This is a genomic window from Bradyrhizobium sp. KB893862 SZCCT0404 (assembly GCF_018130885.1).
Taxonomy (GTDB): domain Bacteria; phylum Pseudomonadota; class Alphaproteobacteria; order Rhizobiales; family Xanthobacteraceae; genus Bradyrhizobium; species Bradyrhizobium stylosanthis.
Genome location: NZ_JAFCLT010000010.1, coordinates 137757 through 161943, shown reverse-complemented (window position 1 = coordinate 161943; position 24187 = coordinate 137757). Strand labels below are relative to the sequence as shown.

General features: G+C 64.8%; 23 protein-coding genes. 7 read left to right on the top strand and 16 right to left on the bottom strand.

Annotated features, from left to right (window positions below):
• Positions 1 to 6: 6 nt before the first annotated feature.
• The 4 genes from JQ617_RS32585 to JQ617_RS32570 all read right to left on the bottom strand — a co-directional run bounded on the left by JQ617_RS32585 (position 7) and on the right by JQ617_RS32570 (position 3181).
• Positions 7 to 1200 (bottom strand): efflux RND transporter periplasmic adaptor subunit, encoded by a 1194-nt coding sequence (locus JQ617_RS32585; RefSeq protein WP_186467498.1) that lies wholly within the window; start codon positions 1198 to 1200, stop codon positions 7 to 9.
• 1 nt (position 1201) lies between these two features.
• A complete protein-coding gene (locus JQ617_RS32580; RefSeq protein ID WP_063691310.1) occupies positions 1202 to 1903 on the bottom strand; it encodes a TetR/AcrR family transcriptional regulator in 702 nt (233 codons plus the stop codon).
• A gap of 148 nt (positions 1904 to 2051) precedes the next feature.
• The gene (locus JQ617_RS32575; protein ID WP_212029951.1) at positions 2052 to 2642 is read right to left on the bottom strand and encodes a thiamine pyrophosphate-dependent enzyme; all 591 of its coding nucleotides are present in this window, start codon (positions 2640 to 2642) and stop codon (positions 2052 to 2054) included.
• A complete protein-coding gene (locus JQ617_RS32570) occupies positions 2639 to 3181 on the bottom strand; it encodes a phosphonopyruvate decarboxylase (protein WP_212029950.1) in 543 nt (180 codons plus the stop codon). The genes JQ617_RS32575 and JQ617_RS32570 overlap by 4 nt, the downstream gene beginning before the upstream one ends.
• Before the next feature lie 120 nt (positions 3182 to 3301).
• Between JQ617_RS32570 and JQ617_RS32565 the strand changes: the two genes are divergently transcribed.
• The 3 genes from JQ617_RS32565 to JQ617_RS32555 all read left to right on the top strand — a co-directional run bounded on the left by JQ617_RS32565 (position 3302) and on the right by JQ617_RS32555 (position 7885).
• Positions 3302 to 4522: a cytochrome P450 gene (locus JQ617_RS32565; RefSeq protein ID WP_212029949.1), complete on the top strand. Its 1221-nt coding sequence runs from the start codon at positions 3302 to 3304 to the stop codon at positions 4520 to 4522.
• A 225-nt stretch (positions 4523 to 4747) separates the two neighbouring features.
• Positions 4748 to 5962: an ornithine--oxo-acid transaminase gene (gene rocD / locus JQ617_RS32560; RefSeq protein WP_212029948.1), complete on the top strand. Its 1215-nt coding sequence runs from the start codon at positions 4748 to 4750 to the stop codon at positions 5960 to 5962.
• Between the two features lie 423 nt (positions 5963 to 6385).
• A complete protein-coding gene (locus JQ617_RS32555) occupies positions 6386 to 7885 on the top strand; it encodes a Spy/CpxP family protein refolding chaperone (RefSeq protein ID WP_349630667.1) in 1500 nt (499 codons plus the stop codon).
• A 164-nt stretch (positions 7886 to 8049) separates the two neighbouring features.
• On the opposite strand, the gene JQ617_RS32550 is transcribed toward JQ617_RS32555, so the two are convergent.
• From JQ617_RS32550 to JQ617_RS32500, 11 genes are all read right to left on the bottom strand, one after another.
• Positions 8050 to 8250, bottom strand: coding sequence for a hypothetical protein (locus tag JQ617_RS32550; protein WP_212029947.1), 201 nt, complete (start codon positions 8248 to 8250; stop codon positions 8050 to 8052).
• 157 nt (positions 8251 to 8407) lie between these two features.
• Positions 8408 to 8671: a DUF3551 domain-containing protein gene (locus JQ617_RS32545; RefSeq protein WP_212029946.1), complete on the bottom strand. Its 264-nt coding sequence runs from the start codon at positions 8669 to 8671 to the stop codon at positions 8408 to 8410.
• A 723-nt stretch (positions 8672 to 9394) separates the two neighbouring features.
• Entirely contained in the window at positions 9395 to 10258 is an 864-nt protein-coding gene (locus tag JQ617_RS32540) for a sugar phosphate isomerase/epimerase family protein (protein ID WP_212029945.1), read from the bottom strand.
• Positions 10258 to 11448 (bottom strand): dihydrodipicolinate synthase family protein, encoded by a 1191-nt coding sequence (locus tag JQ617_RS32535; protein ID WP_212029944.1) that lies wholly within the window; start codon positions 11446 to 11448, stop codon positions 10258 to 10260. Before JQ617_RS32535 ends, JQ617_RS32540 begins: the two co-directional genes overlap by 1 nt.
• Before the next feature lie 127 nt (positions 11449 to 11575).
• Complete coding sequence (locus JQ617_RS32530; protein ID WP_212029943.1) at positions 11576 to 12727, bottom strand: Gfo/Idh/MocA family protein; 1152 nt, start codon at positions 12725 to 12727, stop codon at positions 11576 to 11578.
• Complete coding sequence (locus JQ617_RS32525) at positions 12724 to 14130, bottom strand: enolase-like domain-containing protein (protein WP_212029942.1); 1407 nt, start codon at positions 14128 to 14130, stop codon at positions 12724 to 12726. The genes JQ617_RS32530 and JQ617_RS32525 overlap by 4 nt, the downstream gene beginning before the upstream one ends.
• A gap of 203 nt (positions 14131 to 14333) precedes the next feature.
• A complete protein-coding gene (locus JQ617_RS32520; protein ID WP_502754905.1) occupies positions 14334 to 15170 on the bottom strand; it encodes an ABC transporter ATP-binding protein in 837 nt (278 codons plus the stop codon).
• A 129-nt stretch (positions 15171 to 15299) separates the two neighbouring features.
• Entirely contained in the window at positions 15300 to 16292 is a 993-nt protein-coding gene (locus JQ617_RS32515; RefSeq protein WP_212029940.1) for an ABC transporter substrate-binding protein, read from the bottom strand.
• 109 nt (positions 16293 to 16401) lie between these two features.
• Positions 16402 to 17211, bottom strand: a complete 810-nt coding sequence (locus JQ617_RS32510) for an ABC transporter permease (protein ID WP_145663816.1) — start codon at positions 17209 to 17211, stop codon at positions 16402 to 16404.
• Between the two features lie 314 nt (positions 17212 to 17525).
• Positions 17526 to 18185 (bottom strand): TetR/AcrR family transcriptional regulator, encoded by a 660-nt coding sequence (locus tag JQ617_RS32505; protein ID WP_063691334.1) that lies wholly within the window; start codon positions 18183 to 18185, stop codon positions 17526 to 17528.
• 243 nt (positions 18186 to 18428) lie between these two features.
• Positions 18429 to 19277 carry a VOC family protein gene (locus tag JQ617_RS32500; protein WP_063691335.1) on the bottom strand — a complete coding sequence of 283 codons (849 nt, stop codon included), beginning with the start codon at positions 19275 to 19277 and terminating at the stop codon, positions 18429 to 18431.
• Positions 19278 to 19485: 208 nt separating this feature from the next.
• Between JQ617_RS32500 and JQ617_RS32495 the strand changes: the two genes are divergently transcribed.
• Both JQ617_RS32495 and JQ617_RS32490 read left to right on the top strand, forming a co-directional pair.
• Positions 19486 to 20379 carry a sugar kinase gene (locus tag JQ617_RS32495; protein ID WP_063691337.1) on the top strand — a complete coding sequence of 298 codons (894 nt, stop codon included), beginning with the start codon at positions 19486 to 19488 and terminating at the stop codon, positions 20377 to 20379.
• The gene (locus JQ617_RS32490) at positions 20380 to 21312 is read left to right on the top strand and encodes a ribokinase (RefSeq protein WP_212029939.1); all 933 of its coding nucleotides are present in this window, start codon (positions 20380 to 20382) and stop codon (positions 21310 to 21312) included. It abuts the gene before it with no gap.
• Here JQ617_RS32490 and JQ617_RS32485 read toward each other — a convergent pair.
• Positions 21309 to 22529 carry an NAD(P)/FAD-dependent oxidoreductase gene (locus JQ617_RS32485; RefSeq protein WP_212029938.1) on the bottom strand — a complete coding sequence of 407 codons (1221 nt, stop codon included), beginning with the start codon at positions 22527 to 22529 and terminating at the stop codon, positions 21309 to 21311. The genes JQ617_RS32490 and JQ617_RS32485 overlap by 4 nt on opposite strands.
• 290 nt (positions 22530 to 22819) lie before the next feature.
• On the opposite strand from JQ617_RS32485, the gene JQ617_RS32480 reads away from it, so the two are divergent.
• Both JQ617_RS32480 and JQ617_RS32475 read left to right on the top strand, forming a co-directional pair.
• Positions 22820 to 23614: an enoyl-CoA hydratase/isomerase family protein gene (locus JQ617_RS32480; RefSeq protein WP_212029937.1), complete on the top strand. Its 795-nt coding sequence runs from the start codon at positions 22820 to 22822 to the stop codon at positions 23612 to 23614.
• Positions 23611 to 24183: a histidine phosphatase family protein gene (locus JQ617_RS32475; protein ID WP_212029935.1), complete on the top strand. Its 573-nt coding sequence runs from the start codon at positions 23611 to 23613 to the stop codon at positions 24181 to 24183. Before JQ617_RS32480 ends, JQ617_RS32475 begins: the two co-directional genes overlap by 4 nt.
• Positions 24184 to 24187 lie beyond the last annotated feature (4 nt).

The following is a 24187-nucleotide window of genomic DNA, read 5'->3' as shown; positions in this document are numbered from 1 at the left end:
TTTGGATCAGTAGCGGGGCGGCTGCGCCGGGATCTGCGGAGCGGGGTCGGTCGAGATCGACACCGCCGCACCCGATTGCAGCTTGAGCTGGCCGACGGCGACGACCTTGTCGCCCGCCTTGAGACCCTTGACGATCTCGACGCGGCCTTCGACGCGGTTGCCGGTCTGCACGAAGGTGCGCACCGCGGAGAGGCTGGTCTTGCCGTCCTCTTCCTTCTTCTCGGTGATCACGAACACGGAGTCACCGTACAGCGTGTAGTCGACCGCCGTTTCGGGAACGGTGATCACCGCCGGCTTCTCCGGCAGCACCACCGTCGTGGTCACGAACATGCCGGGCTTCAGGATCTTCTCGGGATTGGCGATCGTGGCCTGCACGCGGATGTTGCGGGTGTCGGCAGCGATCTGCGGCTCGATCGTGGTGATCTTGCCCTCGAAGGTGCGGCCCGGATAGGCGTCGACCTTCAAGCGGACCAGCTGGCCGACCTTGAGGCTGCCGGAATCCTTTTCCGTCACCGTGAAGTTGGCCCACAGTTCCGACAGGTCGGTCAGCGAGACGATCGCCGTGCCGGCCGTCAGGTACTGGCCGACCTCGACCTTGCGGACGCCGAGATCGCCGGAGAACGGCGCGCGCACCAGCTTCTGCGAGATCACCGCCTCGGTCTTGGCGATGCCTGCCAGCGCCTGGTCGTAGGCGGCCTGCGCGTTGTCGACGGTCGCCTGCGGACCGAACTGGCGGGAAGCCAGCTGCTTGGCGCGGTCGAGCGAGAGCTGCGCGACGGTGGCCTGCGCCTTGTAATTGGCGAGGTCGCCCTGCTCCGGCATGTCGAAGAACTGCACCAGCGGCGTGCCGGCCTCGACATGCGTGCCCGGCTCGAACTTGATCTCGGTGACGCGGCCGTTGACGTCGGCGCTGACGTCGACCTGGTGAACGGCGGCGAGGCCGCCGACTGCGGTGAGCAGGTTCGGCACCACCTCGGACTTGGCCTCGGCTGCGCTGACGGCCGTCGGCGGCGGCTTGTTGTTGGCGAAGAACTGCTTGATCATCTGGCCACGGAAATAATTGAACCAGACGAGACCACCGACGAGCGCAGCGAGCAGCGCGCCGACGATGATGAACCAGAGCACCGGCCGGACCGGACGCTTGGGAGCCTTGTTGTCGATCGGTTCGCCCGAAATCTTGTGTTCGGCTACGATGTTCATGTCATGCACTTTCTGCAATCGCCGGCTTGCCCGCATCCGCGGCCTGATCGCGGCCCAAATGCGAAGCAATTGCGGCGTCGTTAAGTCCGATACCCCTCAGGAGAAACTCACAGAGCTGCCGCTCGAGGTCGCCAGCCTTGCCGTAAGCGAGGCAAGGCGTGGCCGGCAGCCTGGTCAGCGCAGCCATCATCACCGTGTGATGCGCGAACCAGAACAGGTTGAGCGGATCGCCGCTGAATGGCCGCGCGTCACCGCTGGCCACTGCGCGCTCGAGCGAGGTGACGAAGACCGCCCCGATCAGCTTCTCGATCTTGGCATATAGCAGACGGGCGAATTCGCCATCATCCAAATGGCTCGTGGCCATCAGTCGCAGGCGCTGCGCCTCTTCCTGGTCCGGCCCGTCGGCGACCTCGAGAAAATGCTCGACCATGCCGCGGATCAGCTCGACCAGGGCCGCCGTCGACGGCTCCCGCTCGAGCAGCTCCATCAAGGCCGGGTCCGCCTCGCATTCGTCGCTGAGGATTTCGGCGTAGAGCGCCGCCTTGGAGGGGAAGTGCTTGAACAGCAGCGCTTCGGAAATGGCTGCGGCGGCCGCCACGCTCTTGGTCGTGGTGCCGGTATAGCCGTGTCGGGCAAAGCAGCGTTTCGCGGCGCCGAGGATCAATTGACGCCTCAGGTCGCTCGTCATTCGCAATGAGCTCATGCTAGTGAGTAAGCACTCACCCACGCAAAAGTCAAGCACTATGCTGCATCGCAACCAGAATGCGTTGTAAAATCAGTGGAAATCAGTCGCGCCTGCACGGCCCGCGAGCATGATCGTGCTCGCAGGCCTGATGAGGAGCAGGGCCGGCCTAGATCGGCTGGAAGCCGAGATCGCCGCGGATCCGGTTGACGATGTAAGTGCCGTCCCGGGTGGGCAAGATCCGCTCGAGGCTGGCGTTGTCGATCTTCACATTGACAAAGCGCGGCCCCGCCGAGACGTCGTGGACAGCCTTCGCAAAAGCCTCGACCTCGGCCATGGTCGTGACGGACCGGCTGTCTGCGATGCCGCAGGCCTTGGCGACGCCGACGAGGTCGGCGGCGGCCGAGGTGTGGCTGGTCTGGCCGCCGGTCTCGCCATAGGCCTCGTTGTCGAGCACGACGATCGAGAGGTTGGCCGGCTTCTGCAGGCCGATGGTGGCAAAGCTGCCCAGGCCCATCAGCATCTCGCCGTCGCCGGTGATGACCAGCACCGGCAGCTTCGGCTGCGCCAGCGCCAGGCCGAGGCCGATCATCGCGGCGCCGCCCATGCCGCCCCAGAGATAGAAATTGCGGGCGTGGTCGCCGGCGGCGCACATGTCGTTGGTGGAGGCCCCCAGGCCGCCGATCGCGACGACGTCCTTGCGGTTCGCCAAAAGGGTGGACACCACCTGGCGGCGGTCGAGGAGATTGGCCTTGCTCATTTGGTGAACACCTTGGCGCCGATCAGGCGCTGCGACAGGAGGACGGCGGTGGGCGTGAGCGCGTTGTAGGCCTGCGAGGCGGCCGCCTCGATCACCGCCGGCACCTCGGCCGCGCTGGAGGCGCGCAGCACCTGGACGCCCGAGAGCTCGAACACGCCCTGCGTGGTCGATCCCATCGGCACCTGCCACGGATTGAACTCGCCCCACTCGCCGCGCATGGTCACGAGCGTGAGGAAGGGGAAGCGCAGGATCGGGATCAGCGACAGCATGTTGATGCAATTGCCGACGCCGCTCGACTGCATCAGCAGTACGCCGCGCTGGCCGCCCGCCCAGGCACCGGCGAGCAGGGCCACGCCCTCCTCCTCCGTCGTCAGCGGAATGCCGCGCATGGTGGAGGAGCCCAGCACGCGCTCGATCAGTTTCGAGTGGCCGGCATCGGGCACATAAGGCACCTGCCGGACGTCGAAGCGTTGCAAGGTTGCGAAAATATCATCGGGCCAATTTGGCGCCGTGTCGGAAGCGTCAGCGCGTGCGTGCATTTTCCTGTCCGGTCGGCTAGCAAGGTGCCAAGACTAAAGATGCCAAGACTGTAGACGCATGCATGCGCCGACCAGAACAACAAAAACGGCATAACGGCTTTAACCGGCGAGTATAACGGGATGAACGCAGATGCGAAGGCGCTGGCCGCCAGCTTCGACCTCGAGAAGCTGACGCCTGACTTCTACGACAACCCCTACCCGACCTATCGTGCACTGCGGGAGAACGAGCCGGTCAAGCGCCTGCCGAACGGCACGGTGTTCCTGACCCGCTACGACGATCTGGTCACCACCTACAAGAACACGAAGTCGTTCAGCTCGGACAAGAAGCGCGAGTTCGCGCCGAAATACGGCGACACGCCGCTCTACGAGCATCACACCACCAGCCTCGTCTTCAACGATCCCCCGGCGCACACCCGCGTGCGGCGCCTGATCATGGGTGCGCTGTCGCCGCGCGCGATCGCGGGGATGGAAGGCGATCTCGTCAAGCTGGTCGACGGCCTGCTCGACGCCATCGCCGCCAAAGGCGCGTGCGAGCTGATCGAGGATTTCGCCGCGTCCATTCCCATCGAGGTGATCGGCAATCTGCTCGACGTTCCCCACGGGGAACGCGGACCGCTGCGCGACTGGTCGCTCGCGATCCTCGGGGCGCTCGAGCCCGTGGTGTCGCCTGACGTCGCCGCGCGCGGGAACAGAGCGGTGACGGACTTCCTCGCTTATCTCGAAACGCTGGTGGCGCGGCGGCGCGCGAAACCGGGCAACCCTGATAGAGACGTGCTGACGCGGCTGATCCAGGGCGAGGAGAACGGCGAACGGCTGACCGAGAAGGAGCTGCTGCACAATTGCATCTTCCTGCTCAATGCCGGCCACGAGACCACCACCAACCTGATCGGCAACGGCCTCGTCGCGCTCGACCGCAATCCGGACCAGAAGCAACGCCTGATCGACAACCCCGATATGATCAAGACCGCCGTCGAGGAGATGCTGCGCTACGAGAGCTCGAACCAGCTCGGCAACCGCATGACCACGGAAAAGGTCGAGCTCGGCGGCGTCATGCTCGAGGCCGGCACGTCGGTGACCTTGTGCATCGGGGCTGCCAACCGCGATCCCGCGCAATTCCCGGACCCCGAGCGCTTCGACATCGCGCGGACGCCGAACCGGCATCTCGCGTTTGCCACCGGCGCGCATCAATGCGCGGGCATGGCGCTGGCGCGGCTGGAAGGTGCCATTGCGATCTCACGCTTCCTCGCGCGCTTCCCGGACTATACCGTGAGCGGACAGCCGGTGCGGGGCGGACGGGTGCGGTTCCGCGGATTCCTGAGCGTGCCCTGCGCGCTCGGCTAGGGGTCCCAAAACAAAACGTCGAAAACAACCCCATGCACAGTAGGCGGCAGGTCCACGAGCGATACCCTGTGGTTCGGCAGAACCATCTGACATGTCGGGCAAATCAGGCCGGGACGCGCATCGGGCACATGAAGGCTTCCGCGCGGGCAGACTGATACCCACATCAGCTTGAGCGCGGCCGGCGCGGTCGCTTGACCCCGGCGCGCAGCAATGGAGTGACGACAGATGAGCTCGTCGGTCATTGATTTCATCGCAACGGAAGCACGCTTTGGGGCGCATAATTACGCGCCGATCGGGGTCGTCCTCTCGCGCGGCGAAGGTGTCTGGGTCTGGGATACCGAAGGCAACCGCTATCTCGATTGCCTCTCGGCCTACTCGGCCGTCAGCCAGGGCCATTGCCACCCCAAGATCCTGGCGGCGATGGTCGAACAGGCGCACAGGCTGACGCTCACCTCGAGGGCCTTCCACAACGACCAGCTCGCCTTGTTCTACGAGGAGATCGCAGCGCTCACCGGCTCCCACAAGGTGCTGCCGATGAACAGCGGCGCGGAGGCGGTCGAAAGCGCGATCAAGTCGGTGCGCAAATGGGGCTACGAGGTGAAGGGCGTGCCGGACGGCCAGGCCGAGATCATCGTCTGCGCCAACAATTTCCACGGACGCACGCTGGGCATCGTCGGCTTTTCAACCGACGCCGAGACACACGGGCACTTCGGGCCGTTCGCGCCGGGCTTCAAGATCATCCCGTTCGGCGACGCCGCAGCGCTGGAGCAAGCAATCACCCCGAACACGGTCGCCTTCCTGGTCGAGCCAATCCAGGGCGAAGCCGGCGTCGTCATTCCCCCAGCCGGCTATTTTCCGAAAGTGCGGGAGCTCTGCACCGCCAACAATTTGATGCTGGTGCTCGACGAGATCCAGACCGGGCTCGGCCGCACCGGCAAGCTGCTCGCCGAACAGCACGAGGGCATAGAGGCGGACGTGACGCTGCTCGGCAAGGCCCTGTCCGGCGGCTTCTACCCGGTGTCGGCCGTGCTTTCGAACAACGACGTGCTCGGGACGTTGAAGCCCGGGCAGCACGGCTCGACCTTCGGCGGCAACCCGCTTGCCTGCGCGATAGCACGTGCGGCGATGCGCGTGCTGGTCGAGGAAGGCATGATCGAGAACGCGGCGAGGCAAGGCGCGCGGTTTCTGGAAGGCTTGAAGGACATTCGCGCCAACACGATCCGCGAGGTGCGCGGACGCGGCTTGATGCTGGCGGTCGAACTGCATCCCGAGGCCGGGCGCGCCCGGCACTACTGCGAGGCGCTCCAGGGCAAGGGCATCCTCGCCAAGGATACCCATGAGCACACGATCCGAATCGCCCCGCCGCTGGTCATCACCAGCGACCAGGTCGATTGGGCGCTGGAGCGGTTCGCCACGATCCTGACCCAGGATTTCTCCTGAGCCTGCCTGCGTCGGAAGATCGCATGCCGACCGCGGCCGACAACGAACGATTCCTCTGCCTGTGCGTTGACAGTCGTGGGCGATTACGAGCTGGGAGCTTCAATCATGCTTCCGCGTGGCCTTTGTCTTACGGCTGTTTTCATTGGTGTCTCGATGCTGGCGACGAGCGTCGGCGCGTTCGCCCAAGGACCCGGCCAGGGACACGGTCGAGGTGGGCCGCCAGGGGCGGCCGCAGCACCGGCAGTTCGGCCGGCAGCACCACCTGCAATGGCCCGTCCGGCGGCGCCGCCTGCCATGGCGCGTCCCGCCGCACCGGCATTTCATCCCCCGGCCATGGCGCCACATCCTGCGCCGCATATCGCCTCACCGCCACCGCGCCCGACCCAACATTTCGCTGCACCGCCGCCGCGAGCGGCCCCGCACGTGGCGGCGCCGCGGCCTGAATTCCATCGGGCGCCGGCACCACCGCAACGCCCGGCCATGGCACCGCGGCCCACACCGCACATCGCCGCCCCCTCACGGCCAAGCGCGGCGCCAGCCGTGAACGAGCGGCTGTCGCGGCGGGATCAGATCGAACAGCGCGCGCAACAGCACAAGCAGATGGTGCAGCAGCGGCAGCGCGAGATGCTGTCGCGCCAGACGACGGAGCGTCAGACCCGCATCGATCGCCTGCAGCAGCGCGTACAGCAATTGCAATCGCAAAAGCCGGAAGGCGCGCGGGCGCAACGCGAGCAGCAGCGGATGCTGCAGGCACAGAACCGCTTGTTGGGCCGTGAGCAGCGCGCGCAGCAGAGCGACCTGGCGCGTCAGCAGCGGCTTGGACTGCTGGCTCCGGGTGGGCGCACCGCGACCGCCACGGCCGCCGCACAGGCCGCCGAGCGCGGCCGGTTTGCCGAGCGCTTCCGTGAGCAGACCAACCCGCAGACCCAGGCGGCGCTTACCACCCGCCAGAGCGGCTGGGCTCCCCGGCAGGCCTGGCGTCACCGCCATCCCGCAGTGTTCGTGGCGTGGCTCGGGCCGGTGTTCTGGCCATACGCCTATTCCGACATTTTTGACTACACGTTCTGGTCCTATGCTTATGAGCCCGGCTATTGGGCGTACGCCTATGACGACTTCGTCGACACCGTGTTCTGGGGCGGTGACGGCCCCTATTCCGCCTATGCCAGCATCAATCCCTATGACTCTCCGCAGGCCGGCGGCGGCACCCGCGCGCGCTCGCGCGCCAGCGTGAGCCCGCAGACGCTTCAGCAATTGTGCGGCACACCGGACAAGGGCGTGACCGCTTGGCCCCTGGCCGACATCGCGCGGGCGGTGCGGCCGACGACGGAGCAACGCGCACTGCTCGACGAATTGAAGACCGCGGCGGCCAATGCTGCCGCCGTGTTCAAGGACTCCTGCGCGGAGACTTATGCACTGACACCCCCTGGCCGCTTGCGCGCGATGATGAACCGAGTCAACGCGACGCTGGAGGCCGTCAAGATCGTTCGGCCGGCGCTCGATAATTTCTACAACTCGCTCAGTGACGAGCAGCAGGCCCGCTTCAACGCGCTCGGTCCCAATGTCGGCGAGCGCTCGCCGCAGCAGCAGGAGGTCAGCACCGCGGGCTGCGGTGATCCAAAATCCGGCCTGACGCAGTTGCCGATCCAGAGGATCGAGGCTGTGCTCCACCCCGCAGGCAAGCAGAAGGAGGCGCTCGACCGCCTCAGCGAAGCAACGGCGAAGGGCGTTGACGGCTTGCAGGCGGCCTGTCCGAACGATGTGCCGCTCACGCCGGTTGGACGGCTGGAGGCGATGCAGCACCGGCTCGAGGCCATGCTGACGGCCGCCAAGCTTGTCGAACCTGCGCTGGACGAGTTCTACGCGACGCTGAGCAGCGAGCAGAAGGCGCGCTTCAACACGCTGCAGCAGGTCGCAGGGCAGTGAGGACGGCGTCGCATTCTCTCGTTGCGATTTGCGCGGCGGTCGAGCGAAGCGGGGCGACGTAATCGTCCTGCTTCAAGGCTCGACGAGACCATGTATGTCCCTTCCGCGCACCCTCCGTGAGGGTGCAGCGGCACGTCACGGAAGCCACAGCCTCGTTTTTGACATCACGCGGAAATCGTCTTCCGCTCGGCATCATTCGTGCTTGTGGTCGCGTTGCATTGCTGGAAGTGAGAAGACAACGCAAGCTCGGCCAGATGATCCCAGTATTCTGCCTCTGCAAGCAGCTTCCACTTGTTCATGCTGTTGTAGGCGGCCTGTTGGCGGCACAGTGAGCTCATCGCACGCAACCGTCGAACTTTATCCACTGCGGACCTCCCTTCGCGCTTGCTTGTTTGCAAGCGCATTTGTGTTGTCACAGCTTCGCAGATCGAATTGACGAGTGATAGCCCGGTGTTTGACGGTGAATCGATGATAGCGCAATCGTCTGACTTTTCACCGAGCCCAGCAACTTTGATCGCAAAGCTAGTGGGCGCGACGATGCTGCCGATAGGCTGGTAACGCTTGTGCGTTCGCAAAGTATGGATTGGTAACACACGTGGCGGAGAGGCCGGAAGCAGTGGCGTGGCACTGCGCCATCGAGCTATAGCCGCAATAGAAAGTTTCGTTTCCGCCCCAGTACCAACGTTGCAGGCAAACCGGAGCATTTCCGCCAAATGTTTGGGCCTGAGTTGGTGCGGCCGTTAAAACCGCGATCGTTGCCCAAATCGCCAAAGCTGAAATGCGCATCAGAATTTCCTCACGGATCGACGCCATCGCCCCAGCGCATCGAAGCAGACAAAGCCGATTGCTTCAGATCAATTCACATTCGTGCGAGTGGCCGGGGCCAGGGCTGTGGTGATTCAACGCACGCCGCAGGGCGAAGGTGGGTTTCCGCGCGGAAAGCTGAATGTCCGCTGCACCCCACAGCGGCAAAGTACGGCAGCGCATATGTCGCGATGGGCCACAACCGGACTCGGCTTTCCGGGATAACAGGCGCCATCCACCTAGTACTTATTTCGATCCCTGATTGATTTCCTTGGAGGGACAGCCTCGAGGTGGGCTGCGACAAACGCGGCCAAAGTTCGCCAGCCCTGTCACGCCGATCACAGCAATGGCCCCGACGGTTGCACGTCGGGGCCATTCAAGATCAACAGGCATGGGTACATCCGCCGCGCCTGCTGAACGTTGATGCCACTGATTACCGCATCCGATCTGGCACAGACTGTGACGAAGCTGCGGCATCGTAATGATGACATTCTGCCTGAATGCTGATGTCGGTCCACCTCATCATTGGTGGTACTCCGACCAGCTCGCTGCTTCGCCGGCTCGCTCGACGGGCACACTGACGAGCCGCCGAGCGGGGCGCCCCGGCCTAGATGAGCTCCATGCCACGCTGAGCAGTGAGCAGAAGGCCCGCTCCGACACGCGGCACCAGGCCGCAGGCCCGTAAAAGCCGCACTTCTGGTAACTCTACACCACCGTCTTGTGGCGTTCGATGCAGATGCGCAGCACCTCGTCGATCGGCCTGCCCCACCAATCGTTGGAGAAGATTTCGATCTCGGAATAGCCGGCAAAGCCCTGCGCTTCGACCGCCTTGCGCACCGATTTGATGTCGATGACGCCGTCGCCCATCATGCCGCGGTCGTTGAGAATGTCCTTGGTCGGCACCAGCCAGTCGCAGACATGGAACGCGAGCAGCCGATCCTTGCCGGCGCGCGCGATCTGCCCCATCAGCTCCGGATCCCACCAGATGTGATAGACGTCGAGCGCGACGCCGAGCATGCCGCTGCGGCCGGGGTCAAGCCGATCGCAGATGTCGAGCGCCTGCTTCGTCGTATTCACGCAGGCGCGGTCGCCGGCATAGGCCGGATGCAAGGGCTCGATCGCCAGCGGCAACTTTGCCTGTCTGGCGTAGTCGAGCATCTCCGCAAGGGCTTCCTCGACCTGCCCGCGCGCCGCCACGATGTCCTTCGACGGCTCACTGCCCGGACGCGAATATTGCGGCAGGCCGCCGACGACCAGCACGATGCAGGACGCGCCCAGCGCCTTGGCTTCATCGACACAGCGGCGGTTGTCGTCGCGCACTTCGCCCCGGCGCGATGCGTCGGAGGTGAACATGCCGCCGCGGCAATAGCCGGAGAGGTCGAGACCAGCGTCGCGCACCGCGCGCGCAGCGCGGTCGAGACCGACGGAAGCGACCTGGTCGCGCCAGGGATCGATGGCGCGAATGCCGTGCTTCGCGCAGGCATCGATGATCTCTACCAAATCACCCTGCTTGCGGACGGTCGCCGTGTTCAGCGACAGCCAGCGATGGTCGGACGAAAAATCGCGCATCAGGATTCGATACCGTGGGTGGCGAGCACGGTCTTCATCCGCTGCGTCGCGAGTTCGGGGTTGGCAAGCAGGCCGGCCTTGTCAGCCAGACGGAACAACTCGGCGAGATGCAGCGTGGAGCGCGTGCTCTCCTGGCCGCCGACCATGGTGAAGTGGTCCTGGTGGCCGTTGAGATAGGCCATGAACACCACGCCGGTCTTGTAGAAGCGCGTCGGCGCCTTGAAGATGTGCCGCGACAGCGGCACGGTCGGCCCCAGCACGTCGTGGAAGCCGGCCTCGTCGCCGGCAGCCAGCCGCGACAGCGCGTAGGACGCCGCCGGTGCGATGGCGTCAAAAATGCCGAGCAGCGCATGCGAGAAGCCCTGTTCGTCGCCGGCGATCAGCTCCGCGTAATTGAAATCGTCGCCGGTATACATCTTGATGCGCTCGTCGAGGCGGCGGCGCATGTCGATCTCGCGCTGCTTGTCCAGCAGCGAGACCTTGACGCCGTCGACCTTAGACGCGTTGTTGTTGATGATGGCCACCGCAACGTCCATCGCCTTGTCGAGATCCTTGGTGCCCCAATAGCCGGACAGGGCAGGATCGAACATGTCGCCGAGCCAGTGGATGATGACGGGCTCGCGGACCTGCGACAGCACGCGATTATAGACCTTGGCGTAATCGTCGGCGCTGCGGCCGAGCTTTGCCAGCGCGCGCGAGGCCATCAAAATGATGCGACCGCCAACCTTCTCGACCGCCGAGAGCTGCTCCTCGTAGGCGCGGATGACGTCGTCGAGATTTTTGGCATCCTCCACCGCGAGATGATCGGTGCCGGCACCAGAGAACACCAGCGCGTTGCGCCGCTTGGCTGCGCCGACCGAGCGCGTGATCAGCTCCAGCGAGGTCGGCCAGTCCAGCCCCATGCCGCGCTGGGCGGTGTCCATCGCTTCGGCAACGCCGAGGCCGAGATCCCAGACGTGCTCGCGGAAGGCGATGGTCTTGTCCCAGTCGACGGCGACCGACAGCCAGGGGTCGTTGTCGGCGAAGGGATCGGCGACCGTGTGCACGGCCGAGAAGGCGATGCGGTTCAGCGGTCCCTCGAGCTTTGCCGGGAATGTGCGCGAGGCAGCCAACCGGTAGGTCTCGATCGACCGATCGGCCTTCGGCAGCTTGAGCGACAATGACGACATGGGTTGGACGGGCTTGTTCATGACTTCGAACCTCTCCCCGTCATTGCGAGGAGCGAAGCGACGAAGCAATCCAGACTGCCTCTGCGGAAAGACGCTGGATTGCTTCGCTTCGCTCGTAATGACGGCTTGGTAGACATCGGGGCTTATCTCAGACCTTGATCGGGGCGACGTCGATCCAGCGCCGCTCCTTCCAGCTCTTCAGCGCGCATTCGGCGAGTTGCACGCCCTTGGCGCCTTCGAGCAGCGTGAACTTGTAGGGCGCATCCTCGTAGACATGGCGGATGAACATCTCCCACTGCTCCTTGAAGCCGTTGTCGTAGGTGACGTTGTCCGGCAGCTTTTGCCAGTCGCCGTAGAAATCGTGCAGCCGCTTCTCGTCGGGATTCCAGACCGGCCGCGGGGTCGCCTGCCGCGCCTGGATCATGCAGTCGGTGAGCCCTGCGACCGCCGAGCCGAGCGTGCCGTCGACCTGGAAGGTGACGAGGTCGTCGCGATAGACGCGCGTGACCCAGGACATGTTGATGTGGGCGATGACGCCGCCTTCGAGCTGGAAGGTCGCGTAGGCGGAGTCGTCCGCGGTCGCCTTGTACTTCTTGCCCTGCTCGTCGAAACGCTCGGGAATGTCGGTGTTGCCGATGCAGACCACGCTCTGGACGTTGCCGAAGAGATTGTCGAGCACGTAGCGCCAGTGGCAGACCATGTCGAGGATGATGCCGCCGCCGTCCTCGTCGCGATAGTTCCAGGACGGCCGCTGCGCCTCCTGCCAGCCGCCTTCGAACACCCAATAGCCGAACTCACCGCGCACCGAGAGGATGCGGCCGAAGAAGCCGGAGTCGCGCAGGAAGGCGATCTTCTTCAGGCCGGGCAAGAACAGCTTGTCCTGCACCGTGCCGTGCTTGACGCCCTTGGCGTTGGCGAGCTTCACGACCTCGACGGCTTCCTCGAAATTGGTCGCAATCGGCTTCTCGCAATAGACGTGCTTGCCGGCATTGATGGCCTGGGTGAGCAGACCGGGACGGGCCTGCGTGGTCGCGGCGTCGAAGAACATGGTGTCGTTCTTGTCGGCGAGCGCGGCGTCGAGATCGGTGGTCCAGCGCGTGATGTTGTAGCGTTTTGCCAGTGCCTCGACCTTCTCGGCGCTGCGGCCGACCAGGATCGGGTCGGGCATCACGCGATCGCCGTTCTTCAGGCGGACGCCGCCCTGGTCGCGGATCGCGACGATCGAGCGGATCAGATGCTGGTTGAGCCCCATGCGGCCGGTGACGCCGTTCATGATGAGGCCGAGGCGTTGGGTGGTCATGCCAGATACTCCTGAAGTGATGTTGGCTGTTCGAGCGGGCGGAGCGCCGACCAGTCCGGATGGACCGACGTCGCAAAGCCCACTGTGTTGAGCGATCCCGTCAGGAGATCGCCGTCGTGAATGGAGAGGCGGATGCCCTGCCCGGCATCGGCATAGAGATCGGGATGCGCGGCCGCGAAGGCCTGCGCTTCGGCGAGAGGCGTCTCGTCAAAGCCGTCGACATAATGGTGGCCGTTGCGTTCGGCATGTTCGAGGCAAAGCAGTGCGCCGAGCGCCAGGTCCTGCTGAAGAGCGAGTCCGGGCTGACAGGTCAAGTCTTCGCCCGTGACGAAGCACTCCGCCCCCTCTTCGTCCAGCTTGGCGATGCGGGTGAAGTTCACGATCGACTTGTAGATCCCCTTGCAGGACTTCGACGAGATGCCGCTGTAACCGAGCTTGTGGGCGGTCGGCCAGGCGTCATATGAATCATCCGCCTCGTCGATAATGAAACCGCGGCGGCGCAGGGTATCGCCGAGCGGCGATTGACGCGTGACGTCGCGCGGCATGGGCTGCTCGATGTAGATCAGCTTGCGAAAGATCGGCTCCAGCGCGCTGTCGCGTTCCAGCCGGCTGACCAGTGTCGCAAGCGCAGTCAGGTCCGCATACTGCTCATTGCCGTCAAGCGTCACCTTGTAGTCAAACGGCAACGTCGCCAGCTCGCGGCCGATACGGATTAGCCTGATGGCATCCGCTTCGGGATCGCCGCCAAGCTTCAGCTTGAAATAGCGCGCGCCGGCGTTTTCCTTCGGATCGGCCACGCCTCCGTCGCCCTCGACCTTGTCGTCGAGGCCGACAGTATGGCGGATGGCAACGCGTTCCGACCGGTGCCGATTGGCATGAACCAGAAACCGCGCGATGCCGGCGTCATCCAAGTCCGGCGAGAGCCGTGCATCGATGCCCGCGATATTGCCGGCCATCCCGTTGAAAAAATTCGTCTCCACGCCACGCAGCAGCGCATCGAGGATCGCCTTGTCGATCTCCGCAGGACCATAGGCCGCGGCAAGCGCCGGAATGTTCTTCTTGGCACAGGTCGCGATCTGGGCACCGATGCACGAGGCGTGCAGATCGAACGCGGTCTGGAATCCGGTCCGCGCCAGATAGAGCCCGCGCGCGATCTGAAGCGACCGCCGCAAGCCGTCGACCGTCTGCGCCGGCGACAGCTCCGGCCGTTTGTCGAACCATTTCGGCACCAGCAGCTCGGCACTGGCGCCGACTGCCGTCCCCCTGCCCTCGACCTCGATCTCGACCCGCACGAAGAGCTGCGGCGTCGCGTTGATCGTGATCGCGCCAAAGCGGAACGGCCGCGCGAACTGCACGGGACGTTCGAAGAAAGCGATGTCTCGCAGCTTCAGGCGCGGCGCCATGGTGTTAATTGGTCCCGAAGATCTGGCCAAGGCGGCGGTGCACCTCTCCCGCTTGCGGGAGAGGTCGGCGCAACGCGCCGGGTGAGGGTTTTCTCCTCTTGGGGGTCCTCGCGAGTGGAGACACCCCCTCCCTAACCCTCCCCCGCAAGCGGGAGAGGGAGCCCACCGTTGTCGTGGTTGCGACCGAAACGAAACGCATTGCCTTAGTCCAGCGAACCTTGCGAGAAGAAATGCTTGCGGATGCGTTGCACGAGCTCCGTGAACACCGGATCGGCCATCACGTCGAGCGAGCGCGGGCGCGGCAGCGGCACGTCGTAGATCGCGGCGATCGCGCCGGGCCGCTCGGTCATGACCAGCACGCGGTCGGCGAGGAACACGGCCTCCGGAATCGAATGCGTGATCAGCAGCACCGTCTTCCTGGTCTCGCGCTGGATCCGCATCAATTCGACATTCATCCGCTCGCGCGTCAGCGCATCGAGCGCGCCGAACGGCTCGTCCATCAGCATGATCCTGGGGTCGTGCACCAGCGCGCGGCAGATCGAGGCACGTTGCTGCATGCCGCCGGAGAGCTGCCAGGGCAGCTTCTTCTCGAATCCTTCGAGCCCGACCAGCTTCAGGAGCGACTTGGCGCGGGCGAGATATTCCTGCCGCGGCAACCGCTTCATGTCGATCGGCAGCATCACGTTGTTGAGGATGTTGCGCCAGGGCAGCAGCAGGGCGTTCTGAAAGACGATGCCGACATTGCCATGCGGCGTCGTTACCTTCTCGCCCTCGACCAGGACCTCGCCGGTGGTCGGCGGCAGCAATCCCGAGATCAGCTTGAGCAGCGTAGACTTGCCGCAGCCGGAGGGGCCGACCACGACGAAGAATTCGCCGTCATTGATGTGGAAGTCGAGCGGACGCAGCGAGGGCACATCGCCATCGCGCGTCCGGTAGGTCTTCGACACGCCTGATAGCTTGATGCCCGACGCATCGCCGGCAGCCCGGTCGCTCACCAGTCTCAGATGCGCGGCCGGTTGCATCTCACCTACCACCTTCATTGCTGGGGTCATCTCAAGTCCAATCGGCGATAGAAACCGTCATTCCGGGGCGCCCAAAGGGCGAACCCGGAATCTCGAGATTCCGGGTCTGGTCCTTCGGACCATCCCGGAATGACAGTGGTTGCTGGCTCACGAGCCGCTCTTCGGCAGGTAGTCGTTGGTATAGAAGGCCTTCGGGTTCTCCTTGGCCTTGGCGTCGAGACCGCCATATTCGACCATCAGGTTGACCGAGTCGGTCATGTTCTGGTCGGTGACCTGGAACGGCCGCTTGCTCTTGGTCTCGGCGGTCCGGTACAGCGGAATGGTCAGCTCAAAGCCCTGCGTCAGCGTGTCGATCTTGCCGCCCTTGGGGTTGGCATCGAGGATCGACTGCGCCGCGGCCTTCGGCTCCTTCTCGGCGGCTTCGACCGCCTTGGTCGTTGCCGACATGAAGCGGCGGACGAGGTCGGCATTGGCCTTCACGTAGTCGGCATTGGCGATGATGCCCGACGAAACCATGTTGATGCCGTAGTCGGCGAACTTGATTGGGAACACGTCCTTGCCGGTGGCGTCCTTGATCTTCATCGACTGGTCCATGACGTAGCCGAGCAGCAGATCGGCCTGGGCGTTGATGACGGCGTTGAGCTTGGTCTGGCCGTCGCCGGCGACCGTCTGGAAATCGCTTTCCTTGAGGCCGGTCTTCTTCAGGAACAGCGGCCAGATCTGGGTCATGGAATCGGCCGGCGTGATCGCCACCGTCTTGCCCTTGATGTCCTCAGGCTTCTTGATGTTCTTGTCGGCAAAGCCCATGGCGGACATCGGCGAGGTCTGCAGCAGCACGCCGGTCGCGACCACGGGTGCGCCCTTGATCGCGGCGCGCATCATGGTGGGAACGTCGACATAGCCGAAGTCCGCGGTCTTGGCGGCGACGGCCTGCGTGGTCGCGGCCGAGCCGCGGCCTTCCTGGATCTCGAGATCGATGCCCTCGGCGGCATAGATGCCCTTGGCCTTGCCGTAATAGAACGGCGCATGCTCGCCATAGACATACCAGTTGAGCATCAGCACAACCTTGTCGGCAGCCTGCGCCGGCATTGCGGCAAACGCCATCAGCGCAACCGTTGCAGCCCCAATCAACCGCTTCATCGTCACTCTCCCTTTGTCGTTATGTTTCGGCCGTTGGTGGCCGTTGCTTCACTTGTCGTTCGAGCATGATCTTGTCGGAAAACCGCTACACACTTTTCCGGATCATGCTCTAAGAGGCGAAAATCACGTCCTCGCGCTGGCTGACATGCCAGGGAATGACCAGCTTCTCGATCCGGTCCACGATCCAGAACAGGATGACGCCGAGCAGCGCCAGGATCACGAGGGCCGCGAACATCGTCGGCAGGTCGAAGGTGCCGATCGAGCGCTGCATCACATAGCCGATGCCGGAATTGGAGCCGACGAACTCGCCGACGACGGCGCCGACCACGGCCAGCGTCACCGACACCTTGAGGCCGGAAAAGATCGCGGGCAGCGCGTGCGGCAGGTTGACGGCGCGGAACACCTGCAGGCGACTGCCCTGCATGGCGCGGGCGAGGTCGACCATGTCAGGATCGACCGACTTGAAACCCTGCACGGCCGAGACCACGACGGGAAAGAAGCCGAGCAGGAAGGCCGAAATCACCTTCGGGATGATGCCGAAGCCGAACCACACCACGAACAGCGGGGCGATCGCGATCTTCGGCACGGACTGGGAAAACACCAGCAGCGGATAGACGTAGCTCTCCACCGTCTTCGAGCCCGCGATCAGCATCGCCACGGGAATGCCGAACAGCGCCGACAGCAGGAAGCCGCAGACGGTCGCGTAGGTGGTCGGCCAGGACTGGCGCAGCAATTCCGGCCATTCGGTGCGGAGCACGGCGAGCACATCGCCCGGCGACGGGATCTGGTAGGCGGGAATCCTGAACAGGCGGATCGCGAGATCCCAGGCCACGACGATGAAGACAAGGAACAAGAACGGCCGAACCCACGCCGCATTCAGCAACTTGGAGATCGCATTCTGTGGCTTCGGCTCGGCCAATTTTCACTCCCGGCAGTCTTCTTCGTTGTGGGGAGAAATTAACTCGTTGGATAAATACTGTCTAGGGGTCTTCCTGTGGCGATTTGTGGCGGGTTCCGGGGGTATCGGTTATGAGGTCTGTGCCCCGGACGCAGCGCAGCGCTCTTGCGGTGCGCTGCAGAGCCGGGGCCCATCTAACGGCGGAGCACGTAACCTCTGGGTCCCGGTTCTGCGCAGCGTCACTACGTGCCGCAGCGCGCCCGGGACACGAGAGCGCGCGCCCTACCCTCGATGTCATTCCCTGCGAAAGCAGGCGATGACAGCGGAGAGTTTGGCTACACCGTCTGCGCCACTGCGGCGCGCGGTTTTGGCGCTTTCGCGATCTCGAACAGTTCCGACGACCGCCCCGTGAGCGCCGCCAGCACCAGGCCGGCCATGTGGGCGAGGCGCTCGTCCTTGGCCTTCTTGTCCAGCAAATCGCGGCCGAAGATCACGCTCAGCGTCGCCGAATTGGAGAGATAGAAGAAGCTGAGCGCGGCGATCGAGATGTAGAGCTGGACCGGATCGACCGCGACCTGGAAGTCGCCGCTGTCGACGCCGCGCCGCACCACGGTGCGGATCATCTCGACGAAGGGCGAATGCATCGACTTGACCTTGGTCGATTTCTTCAGGTGCTTTGCCCGCGCCAGGTTCTCGGTCTGCAGCAGCGAGAGGAATTCGGGGTTGCGCAGGAAGTAGGTCCAGGTGAACTCGATCAGGCGGCGGATCGCCTCGGGCGGATCGAGATGCTCGAGATCGAGCCCGCGCTCCTCGCTGCGGATCTTGTCATAGGCGCCTTCGAGCACCGCCAGATAAAGCTCGTCCTTGTTGCCGACGTGATAGTACAGCATGCGCTTGTTGGCGCCGGCCTTGGCCGCGATGCGGTCGACGCGCGCGCCGGCAAGGCCATGGGCGGAAAACTCCTGCTTGGCGGCTTCGAGAATGCGCAGCCGCATCCCCTCGGGATCGCGCTGCCATTTCAGAGTTCGCTTTGCCTTTGCCGCCAAACCGGGTGCTCGCTGGATGGTCGTCAGATCGCCTTTATCATGCGCGCGGGCCGCCGCATAGGAGAGAGGCGGGCAACTGCCTCAACACCGTCATTGCGAGCGCAGCGAAGCAATCCAGAATCCCTCCTCGGCGGCAGTCTGGATTGCTTCCTCGCAAGGGCTCCTCGCAATGACGGGTGGAGAGAGCGGAGCCTACTCCACCGGCTTCGGCGAGCGCTCCAGCAGCACCGTCTGGATGCCGCACGTCCCGTTGCGCACCGTCATGATGCGCGTACCGGGCTTGCGGCCGTTGCGGACCTCGGTGACGTCGAGGCCAGCGGCGATCAGGCGGGCGCGGGTGGCGTCGATGTCGGCGACGCGCCAGCTCAGGCCCCAGAGCCGGTCACGGGCGGCATCGCCGCCCGCCACGGGGCGGCGCACCACCTCGACGATGAGGTCGCCGCAGCGGAAGAACATCAGCTGGCCCCAATCCTGGTGCGAGCGGTCGAGCGCGAGATCGAGCCCGAGCCGCGCGCCGTAGAGCGCGGCGGCGCGCTCGGAATCCTCCGTCGTGATCACGACATGGTCGAGCCCGTCGATCGGCGCGATGTCGGTTGCAACCGATTTGGGGCGCTCGTCCGCGAGCTCGAGGAAGAACATGCGCACGCCGCGCGTCAGCTCGGTGGCGGCGCGGGTGCGCTTCCAGTGCAGGACGGCATCGGATTCGGAATCGGTGCTTTCGACCTCGGCCACCGGATCGGGCTTGAGCGCCACCCGCTCCAGCCGGCGATGCATCTTGCCCATGTCCGCGACACGAAAGCACAGGCTGGCGAGCACGCCCTCCTGGTCGTCGAGCAGCGCGCGCATGCGGTCGGCGGTGACGCTGAAGCCGTTCGGCGCCATCAGCTCGATGGTCATGTTGTCGAGGGTGAACAGCACCCGGTCGGCGCCCTCACCCGAGTTCTGCCAGGCCGGACTACGTCCGAGCAGCGTCTGATAGGCCGCTTTCGCCGCGCCGATATCCCTGACCAGAACGACGATGTGATCGAGGCCGGTGATCATGCTTGTCCCTTTTGATCGACCTGGAACCGTGAGCCGAAAGTCGGCGTTTGCCCGGGCTTGGCATCGGCCCGACATGGTCGTATTCCGGCCACATGCCGACCTCAAGCGCCCAGGGGCGGTTTTGCGAATAATTTCAGCGGCCCAGACGCGGAACCGGTGTTAGAGTAAATCCGCCGGTCGGGACCACCCAGCGCATCACGGATAGGCAATGCAGGCTCTCTTTATCGGACAGACTTACATCGACGTCGTCTTCATCACCGACCACATGCCGACCGGCGACGAGAAGCACGTGGCCTCCGACTACGCGGTCTCCTTCGGCGGCAATGCGGTGACGGCGGCGTTCTGCTGCGCCAAGCTCGGCATCGTGCCCGACCTGATCGCGACCGCGGCCAATGACTGGCTCGGACGCATGTTCCAGGACATGTGCGCGAAATACGCGATTTCGCTGCACGGGCGGAAGGTGAACCAGTCCTCGCTGTCCTTCATCATGCCCAAGGACGGCAAGCGCGCCATCGTCCGCTGCCGCGACGACGAGCACATCCACCCCTTCCCGATGCTCAATCTCGGCGGCTGCCGCGCGCTGCATGTCGACGGCCACCAGCCGGATGCCGCGATCCACTATGCCAAGGTGTGCCGCGAGGCCGGCATCCTGACCTCGCTCGACGGCGGCGGCCTGCGCACCAACACGCATGAGCTGCTGGAATTCATCGACGTCGCCATCGTCGCCGAGCGTCTCTGCGAACAGATGGACCTGACGCCGGAGAAGATGCTCGACTACCTCAAGGGCCGCGGCTGCAAGATCGGCGGCGTCACCATGGGTGAGAAGGGCCTGCTCTGGTACAACGAAACAGGCGCAGTCGAAGTCATGCCGGCGATGCCGATCCCGCGCGAGCGGGTGATCGACACCAACGGCGCCGGCGACGTGTTCCACGGTGCCTATGTCTATTCCTATCTGGCCCATCCCGGCAAAAGCTGGCGCGAGCATTTCGATTTCGCGCGAGCCGCCTCGACCTACAAGATCCAGCGTCTCGGCAACGAGGCCGGCCTGCCGACTCTCGTCGACATCGCGAAGGTCAGGCACGAGTTCGAGGTCAGGGTCTAGATGGGGCGCGTCTTCGTCGCCGGCAGCATCAACATGGATGTGGTGGCGACGGCCGACCGCCATCCGCGCGTCGGCGAGACAGTCGCGGGGCGTGAGGTGCTGTATTTTCCGGGCGGCAAGGGCGCCAACCAGGCGGTCGCGGCGGCGCGGCTCGAAGCGCCAACCACGCTGATCGGCCGGCTGGGGAAGGACGCCTTCGGGGCAGAGCTGCGGAAGTTCCTCGGTGCGCAGGGCGTGGATCTCGACTCGGTGCGCGAGACGCCGGAGGCGCACACCGGCACCGCCATCATCACGGTCGCGGAGGCCGACAACACCATCGTCGTCATTCCCGGCAGCAACGGTCTGGTCAGCGCGGATGACGTCGCGGACGTGCCGCTGGTGAAGGGCGATGTCGCTGTGAGCCAGTTCGAGATCCCGCTGCCGACCATCGCCGCGTTCTTTGCGCGGGCGCGTGAGGCAGGAGCCACGACCGTGCTTAACCCGGCGCCGGCGCAGAAGATATCGAGCGAGCTGCTCGCGCTCGTGGATGTCCTCGTGCTCAACGAGACCGAGCTGGGTTTGCTGGCCGACGCCGAGCTTACGGACAACGATCCATATGAGCGCATTGCCGATGCAGCGAGGCACATCCAGGTGAACCGTGATCAGATCATCTGCGTCACGCTGGGTAAGCGCGGTGTGATTGCACTGGTCGGCGACCGATTTGTGTCTATCCAAGGCCGCAATGTAACCCCTGTTGACACCACCGGCGCGGGTGATTGCTTTGTCGGCGCGGTCGCGGCACTGCTCGCCGACGGTCAACCGATCGAGAGCGCGCTGGGCTACGCCAATGTCGCCGCATCGGTCAGCGTGCAACGGATGGGCGCCGCTCCGTCGATGCCGACGATTGCTGAAGTCTCGGCAGCGCTTCGTGCGGAGCGGCCCAGCTCGAGCTAAGCCAGCGCGCTCTTCAGGTCAAAACTTTCGTCCGCAGCCTGCTCCGGCGTGATCGAGCGGTCCATGGCCTGCAATCTCCGGCCGAACATGTGATCGCCGGCGCGGTTGATCGATTCGATACCGAGCAGCCTGTCGCCGTGATAGCAGAACGCGGAGAACGCCTTCTTCGCAGGGCTGCCGCGCAGCACGACTCGGTCGTAGCCGGTGGTGAGGCCGGCGATCTGGAGCTTGTCGTCGCCCTGGTCGCTCCAGAACCAGGGATGGCTGTCGTACGGCTTCCTGTCGCCGGTCAGGCGCGCGGCGAGGCAGCGGGCATGGTCGGTGGCGTTCTGCACCGATTCCAGCCGCAGCGAGCTGCCGAAACGCGGGCTTGCGAACAGCGCGCAGTCGCCGATCGCGGAAATATCGGGATCGACTGTTGAGAGATATTCGTCGACGACGATGCCGGCCGCGACCGGCAGCCCCGCCTCGGCCGCGAGCTCGATGTTCGGCAGCACGCCGACGCCGACCACGACGAGGTCGGCGGGCAGATGCCGGCCGTCGCTCAAGGAGACGCCGGTGACCTTGCCGCCCTCCGCCTCGATGGACGTGGCCTGCACGCCGAGATGGATGCGGATGCCGGCCTCGCGATGCCGGTCCTGGAAATATTCGGAGACCTCCGCCGTCACCGCCCGCGCCATCACGCGCGGGGCGAGCTCGAGCACGTCGACCTCGAGCCCCTTGATCCGCGCGGTGGAGGCGAATTCGAGGCCGATGAATCCGGCGCCGATGATGACGGCGCGCGTCTTGGACGGCATGATCTGCCGCAGCGCCTCGCTGTCGTCGAGGATGCGCAAATATCTCACATCGGGCAAATTGGCATTGGGCAGGTCGAGCAGCCGGTTGCGCGCGCCCGTCGCCAGCACGAGATGGCCGTAAGGCAGCGTCGCGCCCGAAGCGAGAAGCACCTTGTGCCCCACGCGGTCGATCGACACCGCACGCCCGGAGATCAGCTCGATCTTCTGATCCTGGTAGAATTTTTCGGGGCGGAACATCAGGCTCTCGGGCCCGGCGGACCCCTTGATATAGCCCTTGGACAGCGGCGGCCGCTGATAGGGCAGATGCGCCTCGTCATTGATCAGGCTGATGGGTTCGGCAAATCCCGCCTGACGCAGGGATGCCGCGACCTGGTAGCCGCCATGGCCGGCACCGACGATGATCACTGGACCATTCGTCATCGGACAGCCCATTTCCGCAAGACACGAGCGTGACCCATGTCGTCTCCTCTCACTGAGTTTGGCTTGGCTTGCCCAGGAGGAGCCGGCGCTCGTGTCCGTCCCTAAACGAAGGCAGCCCCATTTGAGCCGATCGCTCCGTCCGGCGCAAGAGCCGTCGGCAGGGCACGCGCCGGCGGCCGGGGGACTGTCGGCCCGGGACTGTCGCCCAGGGGACTGGCGCCCAGGGATTGTCACCCCTCACCTTCTGCGATTTAGTTGCAGCAACGAACCTCTTCCCGGGGATATTCCAAATGCCAGCTCCCGTCTCAAAGCCCGACGATCCCGCGCTGCTGCGGATCGACGGCGCTATTGCAACCATCACGCTCAATCGCCCCGCCGCCTTCAACTCGATCAACCTCGCCATCGCGCAGAAGCTCGAGCAGCTCGCGGCTTATATCGAGGGCGACGACGCCATCCGCGTCGTGGTGATCGAGGGCGAAGGCCGCGCCTTCTCGGCCGGCGGCGATCTGCAGACGATCGGGGCTGCGGCCGAGGCGAACACGGTGACGCCCGTCGTCGGCGAGCTGCTCAAGCACTACCACGCCTTCATCGAGATCGTCAGGCGGATGCCGAAGATCTCGCTGTCGAGCGTACACGGCTCGGCCGCCGGCGCCGGCATGGGCCTCGCCTTCGTCACCGATCTCTGCGTCGCCGCCGACGACGCCAAGTTCACGCCCGCTTACGCCAAGATCGGGGTGTCGCCGGACGGCGGCTCGACGGTCGGCATCGTCGGCACGGTCGGCTCCCGCCGTGCGCTGCAGATCTTTCTCGCCGAGGACAATTTTACCGCGCAGCAGGCCCATGAATGGGGCCTCGTCGCCAAGACGGTTCCTGCGACCGAGCTCAAGGCGGCGACGCGACAATTGGCCGAGCGGCTGGCGCAGAACGCGCCGGCGGCCATCGCCGGCACCAAATCGCTGGTCTATGCGGCCGCCACCACGCCCGTGAAGCAGCAGCTCGACGCCGAGGAGCACAAGATCATCATGGCGATGAACACGGAGGCATTCCGCACCGCCGTGAAGAAGTTCACGAGCAAGTCGAAGTGACGCCCGCGCGCAGCTTCTACGGCCTTCGTCACGGCGCGACGGACTGGAATCGCAAAGGCCTGTTCCAGGGCCGCACCGACAATCCGCTGAACGAGGACGGCCTGCGGCAGGCGCACGAGGCAGCAGACATGTTGCGCGATGCCGGCATCAGCCGCATCGTCGCAAGCCCGCTGGTGCGCGCGGCGCGAACGGCCGAGATCATCGCGGACGTGATCGCGGTGCCGCTTAGCATCGACGACGGAATCATCGAGTTCGATTTCGGCAGCTTCGAGGGCCTGCCCGTCCGCGACCTCATGATCAAGCACGGCGTCACATCGGCGACGGGCCTCGTCTCGATCCTGCCGGCCGACGGCGAGCGCTGGGACGCCATGGCCGAACGGTCGCTGCGCAGCGTGTCAGGCTGGCTCGCGCGCTATCCCGGCGACGACATCCTGTTCGTCTGCCACGACGCGGTGATGCAGGGCATGGCGAACGTGCTCACAGGCAGCTACTTCAAGAACAGCCACGGCACGCCGTTCCGCTATGTCTGCGGCGATCCGCAATGGCGGATCGAACAGGTCGTCGTTTAAGGCG

Bases quoted from the DNA above. Each gene is read 5' to 3' on its own strand.
- JQ617_RS32585 (WP_186467498.1), bottom strand. From the start codon at position 1,200: ATGAACATCGTAGCCGAACACAAGATTTCGGGCGAACCGATCGACAAC.
- JQ617_RS32580 (WP_063691310.1), bottom strand. From the start codon at position 1,903: ATGAGCTCATTGCGAATGACGAGCGACCTGAGGCGTCAATTGATCCTC.
- JQ617_RS32575 (WP_212029951.1), bottom strand. From the start codon at position 2,642: ATGAGCAAGGCCAATCTCCTCGACCGCCGCCAGGTGGTGTCCACCCTT.
- JQ617_RS32570 (WP_212029950.1), bottom strand. From the start codon at position 3,181: ATGCACGCACGCGCTGACGCTTCCGACACGGCGCCAAATTGGCCCGAT.
- JQ617_RS32565 (WP_212029949.1), top strand. From the start codon at position 3,302: ATGAACGCAGATGCGAAGGCGCTGGCCGCCAGCTTCGACCTCGAGAAG.
- rocD (WP_212029948.1), top strand. From the start codon at position 4,748: ATGAGCTCGTCGGTCATTGATTTCATCGCAACGGAAGCACGCTTTGGG.
- JQ617_RS32545 (WP_212029946.1), bottom strand. From the start codon at position 8,671: ATGCGCATTTCAGCTTTGGCGATTTGGGCAACGATCGCGGTTTTAACG.
- JQ617_RS32540 (WP_212029945.1), bottom strand. From the start codon at position 10,258: ATGCGCGATTTTTCGTCCGACCATCGCTGGCTGTCGCTGAACACGGCG.
- JQ617_RS32535 (WP_212029944.1), bottom strand. From the start codon at position 11,448: ATGAACAAGCCCGTCCAACCCATGTCGTCATTGTCGCTCAAGCTGCCG.
- JQ617_RS32530 (WP_212029943.1), bottom strand. From the start codon at position 12,727: ATGACCACCCAACGCCTCGGCCTCATCATGAACGGCGTCACCGGCCGC.
- JQ617_RS32525 (WP_212029942.1), bottom strand. From the start codon at position 14,130: ATGGCGCCGCGCCTGAAGCTGCGAGACATCGCTTTCTTCGAACGTCCC.
- JQ617_RS32520 (WP_502754905.1), bottom strand. From the start codon at position 15,170: ATGAAGGTGGTAGGTGAGATGCAACCGGCCGCGCATCTGAGACTGGTG.
- JQ617_RS32515 (WP_212029940.1), bottom strand. From the start codon at position 16,292: ATGAAGCGGTTGATTGGGGCTGCAACGGTTGCGCTGATGGCGTTTGCC.
- JQ617_RS32505 (WP_063691334.1), bottom strand. From the start codon at position 18,185: ATGCGGCTGCGCATTCTCGAAGCCGCCAAGCAGGAGTTTTCCGCCCAT.
- JQ617_RS32500 (WP_063691335.1), bottom strand. From the start codon at position 19,277: ATGATCACCGGCCTCGATCACATCGTCGTTCTGGTCAGGGATATCGGC.
- JQ617_RS32495 (WP_063691337.1), top strand. From the start codon at position 19,486: ATGCAGGCTCTCTTTATCGGACAGACTTACATCGACGTCGTCTTCATC.
- JQ617_RS32490 (WP_212029939.1), top strand. From the start codon at position 20,380: ATGGGGCGCGTCTTCGTCGCCGGCAGCATCAACATGGATGTGGTGGCG.
- JQ617_RS32485 (WP_212029938.1), bottom strand. From the start codon at position 22,529: ATGACGAATGGTCCAGTGATCATCGTCGGTGCCGGCCATGGCGGCTAC.
- JQ617_RS32480 (WP_212029937.1), top strand. From the start codon at position 22,820: ATGCCAGCTCCCGTCTCAAAGCCCGACGATCCCGCGCTGCTGCGGATC.